Below are 12,199 nucleotides of genomic sequence, written 5' to 3'. Positions count from 1 at the left end.
AAAATTTCGTGCAGGTTACATGATGGAAAGCTTCTCGGGAAGTGGATAGCCCATTCCAGCATGTGGACACCGCTCGTAGCGGTGAATGAGGGGCGCAGACGGACAGATCGTCGTCCGTACGGCTGTGGCGGAGCGGGCTTCATTGCCCACGGCGCCTCCAGCTCATGCCCGGTCATTAACGACTCGAAACCGCTGGGTAACGGTCACATACAGAGCGCCTGGCACAGTGTCGCATTCCCGGCGCCGGAACGCTCGGGGATGTTCGTCACAGGAGGGCCCATATCGACCGCCCCGATCCCGCCACCGGTCGGGCTCTCGCAGGTCAGAACGGTTTCATGACGTCCAGGGGGTTGCCCCGGCGCGGTCTCACGGGTCAGACTGCCGCTCCGAACAGCGCGCCCAGTCCGTACGTGAGCGCGGCGGCGACCCCGCCGAGCACCAGCTGCCGCAGCCCGCTGTACCACCAGCTGCGCGCCGTCACCCTGGCCACCAGCGCGCCACAGGCGAACAGCCCGGTCAGCGCGAGCAGCACGGCGGGCCACAGCGTGGTGGCCCCGAGCAGGTACGGCAGGACGGGCAGCAGGGCACCGAGGGCGAAGGAACCGAACGACGACACCGCCGCGACCAGCGGCGACGGCAGATCGTCCGGGTCGATGCCCAGCTCCTCGCGGGCGTGGATCTCCAGCGCCTGCTCGGGATCCTTCGACAGCTGTACGGCGACCTCGCGGGCGAGGCCGGGATCGACGCCGCGCGAGACGTAGAGCGCGGCGAGCTCCTCCATCTCGTCCACCGGGTGCTTGCGCAGCTCGCGCCGCTCGACATCGAGTTCGGCCTCGACCAGCTCGCGCTGGGAGGCCACGGAGGTGTACTCACCGGCGGCCATCGAGAAGGCGCCGGCCGCGAGACCCGCGAGACCGGTGATCACGAGGGTCTGCTGTGCGACGGCGCCCCCGGCGACGCCGGTCATCAGCGCGAGATTGGAGACCAGCCCGTCCATCGCCCCGAACACGGCGGGCCGCAGCCAGCCGCCGTTCACATCGCGGTGGGTGTGATTGTCGCGGTGCGCCTCGTGGAGCGCCGCCTCGGTCTCAATGAGCGTCATGCACTCGAAAATACGCACGAAAAATCGCTCCCGCCAGCAAGGAAGGCCGTACTTACCAGGGCGGGAAGGGGGTGGGAGGCCGAGTTTCGCACTCGCCCACCAGGGGTGACAATTCCGACATGACGCCCATTGACGCCCCGCCGTCTGACGCCCCGCCGTCGGCCGATGCTCCGCCGTCGGCCGATGCTCCGCCGTCACGGACTCCGGCCGCGCCGCCGCCCCTCACCCTCGCCGACCGCGTCACCGGCGCCCTCGTCGGCGCGGCCGTCGGCGACGCCCTCGGCGGCCCGGTCGAGGGCCACTCCCCCGACCGGATCGTGGCGCGCCACGGCGGCCGGGTCACCGGGGTCGTCGGACCGTGGGACGACGACCGGCGCCCCGCCCGCTCCCTCGCCCCGTTCCGCACGGGCGACGGCCGCGTCACCGACGGCACCCTCATGACCCATGCGCTGATCCGGGTCTACGGAACGGTCCGCGACCATCTGGACGCGTACGCCGTCGCGGACCATCTCGTCCCCGACCTGATCACCACCCCGCGCTGGATCCCCGGCCTCGAAGCCGAGGCGCTGCCCCTCACCCGGCTCTCCCTCGCCGGGAAGTGGCTGGTCACCCGGGTGCACTACGGCCACACCGACCCGCGCGAGGCCGGCACCGGCAATGCCGTCGACTGCGGTGCGGCGGTGTACATGGCACCGGTGGGGCTGGTCAACGCCGCCGATCCGCCCGCCGCCTACGCCGAGGCGATCGATCTCGCGGGCGCGCACCAGTCGTCGTACGGACGCGAGGCGGCCGGTGTGTTCGCCGCGGCCGTCGCCGCCGCCTGCCTCCCCGGCGCCACCCCGGCCTCCGTCGTGGCGGCCTGTCTCACGCTCGCGAAGGACGGTACGCGCGCGGCGATCGAGGCGGTGTGCGCGGTCGCCGCCCGGCACCGCTGTACGGAGTCGGCGCTGCGCGGACTGCGCGAGGCCGTCGCGCCGTTCGACACGGTCGGCCCACGCCACCACTCCCCCTCGCTGGGCGCCCGCCGCCCCTCCCGGCTGCACTCCGTGGAGGAACTCCCCATTGCCCTGGGCATGTTGCTGATCGGCGCTGGCGACTACCGGCGTACGGTGCTTGGTTGCGTCAACTACGGCCGTAACTGCGCCTCGACCGCCGCCATGTGCGGTGCGATCGCAGGGGCGTTGGGCGGCGAGCGCGCCGTCCCCGACGAGTGGGCGCGCCGGGTCGCCGAGGCCAGCCGCCTCGATCTGCACGCCCCGGCAAAGGAGTTGACGGAGTCCGCGGAGGAGATCTTCCACCGCGACACGCGACGGCGGCGAGCACGCGAGTCCGCGTTCGCCGAGCTGACGGACCCTCAACTCGCCATCGTGCGATGACCGTTCACGCGACGACCGTTACGGACCGGGAGGCACAGCTCTCATGACCGCCATCGTGGTGCTCGGCAGCGCGAACATGGATCTCGTCACCTACGTGGACCGCGTTCCCCGCCTCGGCGAGACCGTCACCGGCCGCGAACTGCGCACGTTCCCCGGCGGCAAGGGCGCCAACCAGGCCGTCGCCGCCGCCCGCGCCGGCGGCGAGGTCGCGATGATCGGCGCGGTCGGTGACGACGCGTACGGGGCGCAGCTCCGGCACACGCTCGAAGCGTCCGGCGTCGACACGGACCTGCTGCGCACGGCGGAGGGCCCCTCGGGCACCGCCCATGTCGTGGTGGACGACACCGGCGCCCACGCGATCATCGCCATCCCCGGCGCGAACGGCACCGTCACCCATCTCGCGCCGGGCGAGGAGAGCCTCATCGCCGGCGCCTCCGCGCTCCTTCTCCAGCTGGAGATCCCGCTGAACGCCGTGCTGGCCGGCGCGCTGGCCGCCCGCCGCCACGCCGTGCGGACCGTCCTCACGCCGTCCCCCGTCCAGCCCCTCCCGCCCGAGCTGCTCGACGCCGTCGATCTGCTCGTCCCCAGCGAGGACGCGGCCGCCACGCTCACCGGGATCGCCGACGCCAGGCTCTCCGCCGAGGCCCTGCTGCGGCGGGTCCCGGAGGTCGTGATCAGGATGGGCGCGGCGGGCAGCCTGTACGCGGCGCGCGGCCGGGAGCCGGTGACCGTGCCCGCGCCCCGGGTCAGGGCCGTGGACACCACCGGCGCCGGGGACACCTTCGTGGGCGCGCTCGCCGTCGCGCTCGGGGAGGGCCGCCCGATGACCGACGCGCTGCGCTGGGCCTCGGCCGCCGCCGCGCTCTGCGTCCAGCGCCCGGGGGCGTCCGCGTCGATGCCGTACCGCTCCGAGATCGGGGCGTGACGGAGGGGCGCGCGGGCATGGGAAAGGCCGCCGGACCGGGCGGTCCGACGGCCTTCGAGGTGCGTGCGGGTCAGCTCTTCTCGGCCTTCTCAGCCTTTTCCGCGGGCTCGGCCTTCTCGGCGGGCTCGGCCTTCTCGGCTTCTCCGGCGGGCTCGGCCTTCTCCGAGGCGGGCTCCGCCTTCTCGTCGTCATCGGAGTCCGACGCGTCGGCGACGGCCTTCGCGTCCTCGTCGGTCTCCGGCTCCACGATCTCCTCGCGTCCCGGACGCATCCGCGACGAGAGCACGAAGTACGTGACGGCCAGCAGGAAGATGATCGCGGCGGTCCAGACGTTCAGCCGGACGCCCAGGATGTGGTGGGCCTCGTCGACCCGGAGGTACTCGATCCAGGCGCGGCCCACGCAGTAGGAGGCGACGTACAGCGCGAAGACCCGCCCGTGTCCGAGGGTGAAGCGGCGGTCGGCCCAGACGATGAAGGCCGCCACGGCCACGCACCACAGCGACTCGTACAGGAACGTCGGGTGGTAGAGCCCGGCCTCGCGGTTCGGGCCCGCGCTGATCTTCAGCGCCCACGGCAGGGTGGTCTCCTTGCCGTACAGCTCCTGGTTGAACCAGTTGCCCCAGCGGCCGATGGCCTGGGCGAGCACGATGCCGGGCGCGATGGCGTCCGCGTACGCCGGCAGGGCGATGCCCCGGCGGCGGCAGCCGATCCAGGCGCCGACCGCGCCCAGCGCGATCGCGCCCCAGATCCCGAGGCCGCCCTCCCAGACCTTGAAGGCGTTGACCCAGTCCTCACCGTCGCTGAAGTACAGCTGATAGTCGGTGATCACGTGGTAGAGACGGCCGCCGACGAGCCCGAAGGGCACCGCCCAGACGGCGATGTCGGCCACGGTGCCCACTTTGCCGCCGCGGGCGACCCAGCGTTTGCCGCCGTACCAGACGCCGACGAAGACACCGATGATGATGCAGAAGGCATAGCCGCGCAGCGGAAGCGGTCCGAGATGGAGCACTCCGGTCGACGGGCTGGGAATGTAGGCAAGGTCCATGGCAGGTCCGACGCTACAGTGCCGGGCGGGGCATACGGCAACCCGCCCGGCAACTTCTGCGTAACAGACGTCACACCGCGGGGGTCCCCGCGGGCGTCGTACCGGCCGGTTCCGAAGGGGCGCCCGACTCCGGCCCCGAGCCCGTGTCCGAGGCGGGGGCCGAGCCCGGGGCGGACGGGGTTTCGGTGCCCGCCTTCTTGCCCTTGTTGGCCTCGGCGACCCACTTCTTCAGATTGTCGGGCGTGATGTCCTCGTCGCCCTTCTTCGGGAAGACCACCTCCCCGTTGAGCAGCACGGTCGGAGTCCCGGAGAAACCGCCCGTGCGGAAGGCCTCGGCGGACTTCTCCACCCACTTGTCGTGCGCTCCCCCTTCCACGCACGCGCGGAAGCCGGGGGCCGCCGCCAGCCCGTCCACCTTGCCCGCCAGCTCCAGCAGCCGACTGTTCTTGGCGAAGGCGTCGTCCGTCTCCGCCGGCTGGTTCTGGTAGAGCAGATCGTGGTACGGCGCGAACCTGCCGACGTCCTGGGCGCACGCGGCGGCGTTCGCTGCGCGCAGCGAGCCCGTACCGCCCATGTTGCCGTCGATGATCGTCGCGAGGTGGTACTCGGCCTTGAGCGCTCCCGCCTTCTCCAGCTCGTGGATGACCGGCCGGAACGCGTTCTCGAACTGGGCGCAGGCCGGGCAGCGGAAGTCCTCCCACACCGTGAGCGTGGAAGGCGCGTCCGTGGCGCCCACCGGGATCGCCAGATCGTCCTTGCCGCTCACCCCCGAGGGCGCGCTGACGGGCCCCGCCGCCTCGCTCTTGTGCTTGCCCATGTTCGCGGCGAGCAGCCCGACCGCGCCGGCCAGACCGAGCACGCCGACGGCCGTCGCCGCCACGATCAGGGCGCGCCTGCGCCGCTCGCGCGCGTCGTGCGCCTGACGTTCCTGATGGAGCCGCTCTCTCGCGGTCCTTTTTCCCTCACGGTTCTTCTCGCTCACGCCCACAGAACGAACCGGGGAGGCGCGTACGCACCTCCCCGGTCCCAGGTCCACCCATACGGATGACAGGCGGCCCGTGCCGTCCGTCAGCGCTTGCGAACGGTCACCGCTTGCGAACGCCCACGGCCAGCTCGCCCGCCAGCTCGCGCACCGCGGCCAGCCCGGCGGCCTCGTCGGGCGCGTCCAGCATCCGCTTCACAAAGGCCGATCCGACGATCACACCGTCGGCGAAGGCGGCGACCTCGGCCGCCTGCTCCGCGTTGGAGACGCCGAGGCCGACACAGACCGGCAGCTCGGTGGTGGCGCGGGTCCGCTCCACCAGCGTGCGGGCCTCCTGACCGACCGAGGTACGGGTCCCGGTGACGCCCATCAGCGACGCCGCGTAGACGAAGCCGCTGCCGGCCGCCGTGATCTTCGCGAGCCGCTCGTCCCTGCTGCTCGGCGCCACCACGAAGACGGTCGCGAGCCCGTGCTTCGCGGCGTGCTCGCGCCACTGCGCCGACTCCTGGACGGGCAGGTCGGGCAGGATGCACCCGGCGCCGCCCGCTTCGGCCAGCTCGGCGGTGAACCGCTCCACGCCGTACCGGTCGATCGGATTCCAGTACGTCATGACCAGCACCGGCTTGCCGGTCGCCGCGTACGCCTCCCGGACCGTGCGCATGACATCGGCGATCTTGACGCCGCCGCGCAGCGCGATGTCGTCGGCGGTCTGGATGACGGGGCCGTCGAGGACCGGGTCGCTGTGCGGCAGTCCGACCTCGACGATGTCAGCGCCGCCGTCGAACACGGCCTTGATCGCGGCGATGCCGCCGTCCACGGTCGGGAACCCGGCCGGGAGGTAGGCGATCAGCGCGGCCCGGTCCGCCGCCTTCGCGGCGGCGAGGGTGTCGCTCAGCAGCTGAATGTTCCCGCTCACTTCGTGCCCTCCCCGTCGTACAGCCCGAAGTAGCGGGCCGCCGTGTCCATGTCCTTGTCGCCGCGCCCGGAGAGATTGACGACGATCAGGCCGTCCTCGCCCAGCTCGCGCCCCACCTCCAGCGCGCCGGCCAGCGCGTGCGCGCTCTCGATCGCCGGGATGATGCCCTCCGTACGCGAGAGCAGCAGCAGCGCTTGCATCGCGTCGTCGTCGGTCACCGCCCGGTACTCGCCGCGCCCGCTGTCCTTGAGGTACGCGTGCTCCGGGCCGATGCCCGGGTAGTCGAGACCGGCCGAGATCGAGTACGGCTCGGTGATCTGGCCCTCCTCGTCCTGGAGGACGTAGGAGCGCGAGCCGTGCAGGATGCCCGGCTCGCCCGCGCTGAGCGTGGCGGCGTGCTCGCCGCTCTCGATGCCGTGCCCGGCCGGCTCGCAGCCCACCAGCCGTACGTCAGCGTCGGCCAGGAACGCGTGGAACAGCCCGATCGCGTTCGATCCGCCGCCCACACACGCCACGGCGGCGTCGGGGAGCCGTCCCGCGCGCTCCAGGATCTGCCGCCTGGCCTCCACACCGATGACGCGGTGGAAGTCCCGCACCATCGCCGGGAAGGGGTGCGGGCCCGCGACCGTACCGAAGAGGTAGTGCGTACGGTCCACATTGGCGACCCAGTCGCGGAACGCCTCGTTGATGGCGTCCTTCAGGGTACGGCTGCCGGAGGTCACGGGGACGACCTCGGCGCCGAGCATCCGCATCCGGGCCACGTTGAGGGCCTGGCGCTGGGTGTCGATCTCGCCCATGTAGATGGTGCAGTCGAGCCCGAACAGCGCGCAGGCGGTCGCGGTGGCGACTCCGTGCTGGCCGGCGCCGGTCTCGGCGATGACCCGGGTCTTGCCCATCCGCTTGGTGAGCAGCGCCTGGCCCAGCACGTTGTTGATCTTGTGCGATCCCGTGTGGTTCAGGTCCTCGCGCTTGAGGAAGATCCGGGCGCCCCCGGCCTGCTCGGCGAAGCGCGCCACCTCGGTCAGCGGGGACGGCCGGCCGGTGTAGTGGACCATGAGGTCGTTCAGCTCGGCGGCGAAGGCGGGGTCGCCCTTCGCCTTCTCGTACTCGACGGCCACCTCGTCCACGGCGGCGACGAGCGCCTCCGGGATGAACTTGCCGCCGTACGCGCCGAAATACCCCTCGGCGCTGGGGACCCGGCCATCGGGGTCGGGAAGGAAGAACTCGGAAGACACGCGGGACTCCTCGGGAAACGGCGAACGGTGGGCACCGTATTGCGTCCCGGCCCGGGCACGGGGCAGCGCGGTCACGGCGGCATGATCACGGGCGGCATGAGCCACCCGGAGAACCGGCGTACGCCTACCCGGACCCGTCGGACCGGAACGCGGCGGTGCCGCGCCATCGCATCCCGTTGACCTGGCCCGGCTCGTCGCCGATCACGTACCGCACCCGCCGGCCCCGCACCCGGCGCGCCGGGGCCCGGCAGCCGCGCGGGCGGCAGCCGCGCGCCAGGGCGGCGTGCGACGCCACGCGCGAGGCGTGCGCGGTACGGATGACGGCGGCGGCGGTTCCCATGGGAGGTGTCAGTCCCTCCCGTGCCGCAGCGCCGGGTGGGCGCCCGCGGCGACGAGATCGGCCACGGCGGTCCTCGGGTCGCGGCCGGTGACCAGCGACTCGCCGACCAGGACCGCGTCGGCGCCGGCGTTGGCGTACGCGATCAGGTCGTGCGGCCCGCGCACCCCGGACTCGGCGATCTTCACCAGGTGGTCGGGGATCTCGGGCGCGACGCGCTCGAACGTGGAGCGGTCGACCTTGAGGGTCTTGAGGTCGCGCGCGTTGACCCCGATGACCTTGGCCCCGGCGTCCACGGCCCGCTCCGCCTCCTCCTCGTCGTGCACCTCGACGATCGGGGTGAGCCCGATCGACTCGGCCCGCTCGATCAGCGAGACCAGCGCCTGCTGGTCGAGCGCGGCGACGATCAGCAGCGCGAGGTCGGCGCCGTGCGCCCGGGCCTCCCACAGCTGGTACGAGGTGACGATGAAGTCCTTGCGCAGGACGGGGATGTCGACCCGGGCCCGGACGGCGTCCAGGTCGGCCAGCGAGCCGCCGAAGCGGCGCTCCTCGGTCAGTACGGAGATGACGGCCGCGCCGCCCGCCTCGTAGTCGGCGGCCAGCGCCGCGGGGTCGGCGATCGCGGCGAGCGCGCCCTTGGACGGGCTGGAGCGCTTGACCTCGCAGATCACCTGGACGCCCTCGCCGCGCAGCGCGGCGGCGCCGTCCTTGGCCTGGGGCGCCCTGGCGGCGAGTTCCTTCAGCTCGTCAAGGCTCACCCGCGCCTGCCGCTCTGCGAGGTCGGCGCGTACGCCGTCGATGATCTCGTCGAGCACACTCACGCGAGCGGCCCCCTTTCGGTTGCACTTCGGGATTCGGGACGGGGATCAGGATCAAGCCATCCCGCTACGGGACCCTGCCGGTAAACCCTAGCCGGAACAGCCGGGATGAGCCGCATCCGGATGGCCGGGCATGTCCCCGGGGACGGCCTCACGGGGCGAGCCAGGAACCGAAGGGAAGGTTCCTGACCACGGTGAAGACCAGGACCACCGCGCCGAGCGACCACCAGTACACCGGCTGCCGGGGAATCCCCACGGGCAGCCCTCTGCGGGCCCGTACGGCCCAGACGGCCCATCCGGCGGCGAAGAGCGCGTAGCCGACGACGGCCAGCGCGTTGTCCCCGAGCGCGGTGACGACATCCCCGTGGGCGACGGCGTGGGCGCTGCGCAGACCGCCGCAGCCGGGGCAGTAGAGGCCGGTCAGGGCGAAGAGCGGGCAGACCGGATAGTGGCCGGTTTCATTCGGGTCGACCAGGCCGACGTACGTGAAGGCGGCGCCGATCCCGGCGAGGGTGCCCAGCGGCGCCAGCAGCCGGCGCGCCGCCCCGGTGGAGCCGACCGGCTCGGTCATGACTTCGTTCACCCGGTGATTGTCGCCTGTGGAACGGAAAGACGCAGCCCGGTCCCACCGGACTGCGTCATCGCTTCTGCCGTTCGGGACCGCGCGCGGTCCCGAACGGTCAGACGGTCTGCGGCTGCGCCTCGGCCGTGGCGCCGTGCGCGCTGTGCGTGGTGTGCGCGCCGGACAGCAGCTGGGTCTTGATGTCCTCGGAGCGCATGTTGACCTGCTTATTGCCCGCCGCGTTCCTGGCCCGTACCAGCTCGGCCGATTCCTTGGGCATGCCCATGCCGGCCGCCTTCATGCCGAGGCCGACGGCGCCGCCGAGCAGTATCACGACGAGTCCGCCCACGACGCCCGGCACGTTCGCCGCCACCATGAAGACTCCCGAGATGCAGAAGCCGATGAAGGCGATGGTGACACCGGTCCAGGCCGCCGGGGTGTGTCCGTGGCTGCTGCCCGCCATGAGTTGCTCCTCGTTGCTGTCGCACTGGGTGAGTCGTGGGGTCGAGTCGTGGGGTCGCACGCTCACCGGCCATTGTCCCGCATGGGTCCCGCCGGCCGGGCCAGGGGGTGGGTGTGAAACTGCTCTCCCGGAAGCAGGGCTCCCGGGGTCACCGCTCCCGGGGTCACCGCTCGACGGGTCACTGCTCCCGCGTCGGGTCCTCGCCCCGGTCCAGGGCCTTCCACAGGTCCTCGGGCCGGTCCGGGTCCACGACGGGCGTCTTCCCCGCGGTACGGCTCCGGGCGGCGGCGCCCGTCCCCGTACCTGAGCCGGCCGCGGCGGGGCGCTCGTAGCGGCCGGACATGCCGGGCCAGCGCCTGCCGTACACCAGGGCCAGCAGCCCGGCGAGCAGGATCAGCACACTGCCGCCCGCCGTCACGTACGGCCAGGCCGTGTGGGAGAGCGCCTGGACCGTGGCGGCGGTGTCGCCGGTGGTCTTCGCCGCCATCTCGTTCAGCGCCGAGCGGTCCGACGCGCCGAGGAACGCGCTGAGCGCCGCGCCCGCGCCGCTCAGCGCGAGCAGCGCGGAGACCAGCAGCCGGCCCGCCCTGCGGACGGCGAAGACGGCGACGAGCGCGGCGAGCCCGACGACCGCGAGGGCCGCGGGGACACCGGTGATGTCACGGCCGTTGGCGTCCAGCGATACGGAACCGCCGCCGACGGCGGCCGTCCCGCCGGCCCAGGTCTGGCCGGAGGCGATCAGCACCACGGCGGCGCCGGCCGCGCCGAGGAGCAGCGCGGCGGCCAGCGAGCGGCGGCCACCGCTCCCGCCGTCACGGTCGCGTTCGCGGTCGCGGTCACGGCCCGCCCGCGCGGGGGTGGAGGCGGCGGGGGTGGCCGTCGGACCGGCGGCGCGGGGCTGGGGTACGGGTACGGCAGTCACGTACCCACTATCCCCTACCGCCTCACCCGCCGTGGAGGCGGTTCGCGGTATGCACGGCCCGCAGCACCGCCGCCGCCTTGTTCCGGCACTCGGTGTCCTCGGAGACCGGGTCGGAGTCGGCGACGACCCCGGCGCCCGCCTGCACGTACGCCGTCCCGTCGCGCAGCAGGGCGGTGCGGATGGCGATGGCCGTGTCCGAGTCCCCGGCGAAGTCGAGGTAGCCGACACAGCCGCCGTACAGCCCGCGCCGGGTCGGTTCCAGCTCGTCGATGATCTGGAGGGCGCGCGGCTTGGGCGCCCCGGAGAGCGTGCCCGCCGGGAAGCAGGCGGTCAGCACGTCGAAGGCGGTACGGCCCTCGGCGACCCTGCCCGTCACCGTCGACACGATGTGCATGACGTGCGAGTACCGCTCGACGGACATGAAGTCGACGACCTCGACGCTGCCGGGCTCGCAGACGCGGCCCAGGTCGTTGCGGCCGAGGTCGACGAGCATCAGGTGCTCGGCGCGCTCCTTCGGGTCGGCGAGGAGCTCGTCCGCGAGCGCCTGGTCCTCCTGGGGCGTGGCGCCCCGGTGCCGGGTGCCGGCGATCGGGTGCACCATCGCGCGCCCGTCCTCGACCTTGACGAGCGCCTCCGGGCTGGAGCCGACGACGTCGAAGCCGTCGAAGCGGAAGAGGTACATGTACGGGGACGGGTTGGTGGCCCGCAGCACCCGGTAGACGTCCAGCGCGCTCGCCGTGACGGGGGTCTCGAAGCGCTGCGAGGGGACGACCTGGAACGCCTCGCCCGCCCTGATCCGCTCCTTGATGTCCTCGACGGCCTCCTGGTACGCGGCGCCGCCCCACAGCGCGGTGTACGCGGGCAGCTCGGACTCGGGCAGCGCGGCGGGCGCGGAGTGCACCGGCCGGTCGAGGTCGGCGGCCATGGCGTCGAGCCGGGCGACGGCGTCGGCGTACGCCTCGTCGACCCCGGTGGTGAGGTCGTTGTGGTTGATCGCGTTGGCGATCAGCAGGACCGAGCCGTCCCAGTGGTCGAGCACGGCGAGGTCCGAGGTGAGCAGCATGGTCAGCTCGGGGATGCCCAGGTCGTCGCGGGCGTGGTCGCCGACCTTCTCCAGCCGCCGGACGATGTCGTACCCGAGGTAGCCGACCATGCCGCCGGTGAACGGCGGCAGGCCCTCGGCGCCGGCCAGGTCGTGCGGGGTGTGCAGGGTCTCCACGGTGGCGCGCAGGGCGGCCAGCGGGTCGCCGTCGAGGGGGACGCCGACGGGCGGGGTGCCGAGCCAGTGGGCCTGGCCGTCGCGCTCGGTCAGGGTGGCGGCGGACCGTACCCCGACGAAGGAGTAGCGGGACCAGGAGCGGCCGTTCTCGGCGGACTCCAGCAGGAACGTGCCGGGGCGTTCGGCGGCGAGCTTGCGGTACAGGCCGACCGGGGTGTCCCCGTCCGCGAGGAGCCGCCTGCTGACAGGGATGACACGGCGGTCCACCGCCAGCTTGCGGAAGGTCTCAAGATCCAT

Annotated in this window: 12 protein-coding genes and 1 pseudogene; 2 read left to right on the top strand and 11 right to left on the bottom strand. The window is 72.8% G+C overall.

The annotated features are described in order from the left end of the window. Positions 1-373: 373 nt before the first annotated feature. Complete coding sequence (locus AB0389_RS31980; protein ID WP_366399024.1) at positions 374-1,102, bottom strand: VIT1/CCC1 transporter family protein; 729 nt, start codon at positions 1,100-1,102, stop codon at positions 374-376. Between the two features lie 119 nt (positions 1,103-1,221). Between AB0389_RS31980 and AB0389_RS31975 the strand changes: the two genes are divergently transcribed. Both AB0389_RS31975 and AB0389_RS31970 read left to right on the top strand, forming a co-directional pair. Next, on the top strand, positions 1,222-2,478 hold the full coding sequence (locus AB0389_RS31975; RefSeq protein ID WP_366399023.1) for an ADP-ribosylglycohydrolase family protein: 1,257 nt from the start codon (positions 1,222-1,224) through the stop codon (positions 2,476-2,478). A gap of 43 nt (positions 2,479-2,521) precedes the next feature. After that, on the top strand, positions 2,522-3,403 hold the full coding sequence (locus AB0389_RS31970) for a ribokinase (RefSeq protein ID WP_366399022.1): 882 nt from the start codon (positions 2,522-2,524) through the stop codon (positions 3,401-3,403). 70 nt (positions 3,404-3,473) lie between these two features. Here AB0389_RS31970 and lgt read toward each other — a convergent pair whose 3' ends face one another. The 10 genes and pseudogenes from lgt to AB0389_RS31920 all read right to left on the bottom strand — a co-directional run bounded on the left by lgt (position 3,474) and on the right by AB0389_RS31920 (position 12,199). Then, positions 3,474-4,448 carry a prolipoprotein diacylglyceryl transferase gene (lgt, locus tag AB0389_RS31965; RefSeq protein WP_366399021.1) on the bottom strand — a complete coding sequence of 325 codons (975 nt, stop codon included), beginning with the start codon at positions 4,446-4,448 and terminating at the stop codon, positions 3,474-3,476. Between the two features lie 70 nt (positions 4,449-4,518). After that, on the bottom strand, positions 4,519-5,430 hold the full coding sequence (locus AB0389_RS31960) for a thioredoxin domain-containing protein (protein ID WP_366399020.1): 912 nt from the start codon (positions 5,428-5,430) through the stop codon (positions 4,519-4,521). A gap of 103 nt (positions 5,431-5,533) precedes the next feature. Further along, positions 5,534-6,346: a tryptophan synthase subunit alpha gene (gene trpA / locus AB0389_RS31955; RefSeq protein ID WP_366399019.1), complete on the bottom strand. Its 813-nt coding sequence runs from the start codon at positions 6,344-6,346 to the stop codon at positions 5,534-5,536. Continuing rightward, positions 6,343-7,581 carry a tryptophan synthase subunit beta gene (gene trpB, locus AB0389_RS31950; protein ID WP_366399018.1) on the bottom strand — a complete coding sequence of 413 codons (1,239 nt, stop codon included), beginning with the start codon at positions 7,579-7,581 and terminating at the stop codon, positions 6,343-6,345. Before trpB ends, trpA begins: the two co-directional genes overlap by 4 nt. 124 nt (positions 7,582-7,705) lie before the next feature. Continuing rightward, a complete protein-coding gene (locus tag AB0389_RS31945) occupies positions 7,706-7,921 on the bottom strand; it encodes a tryptophan synthase subunit(beta) (protein WP_366399017.1) in 216 nt (71 codons plus the stop codon). Between the two features lie 8 nt (positions 7,922-7,929). Further along, on the bottom strand, positions 7,930-8,739 hold the full coding sequence (gene trpC / locus AB0389_RS31940) for an indole-3-glycerol phosphate synthase TrpC (protein ID WP_366399016.1): 810 nt from the start codon (positions 8,737-8,739) through the stop codon (positions 7,930-7,932). A gap of 148 nt (positions 8,740-8,887) precedes the next feature. Continuing rightward, positions 8,888-9,307, bottom strand: a complete 420-nt coding sequence (locus tag AB0389_RS31935) for a DUF2752 domain-containing protein (protein ID WP_366399048.1) — start codon at positions 9,305-9,307, stop codon at positions 8,888-8,890. A gap of 223 nt (positions 9,308-9,530) precedes the next feature. Continuing rightward, positions 9,531-9,761 (bottom strand): annotated as a pseudogene (locus AB0389_RS31930) (HGxxPAAW family protein); the annotation flags it as partial. Positions 9,762-9,939: 178 nt separating this feature from the next. Beyond that, a complete protein-coding gene (locus AB0389_RS31925) occupies positions 9,940-10,683 on the bottom strand; it encodes a TIGR02234 family membrane protein (protein ID WP_366399015.1) in 744 nt (247 codons plus the stop codon). Between the two features lie 22 nt (positions 10,684-10,705). Continuing rightward, complete coding sequence (locus tag AB0389_RS31920) at positions 10,706-12,199, bottom strand: anthranilate synthase component I (RefSeq protein ID WP_366399014.1); 1,494 nt, start codon at positions 12,197-12,199, stop codon at positions 10,706-10,708.

Origin of the sequence: Streptomyces sp. NPDC093109 (assembly GCF_040701725.1) — a bacterium.
Taxonomy (GTDB): Bacteria; Actinomycetota; Actinomycetes; order Streptomycetales; family Streptomycetaceae; genus Streptomyces.
The sequence above is the reverse complement of the archived record's forward strand: the minus strand, read 5'-3'. Positions and strand labels throughout refer to the sequence as shown.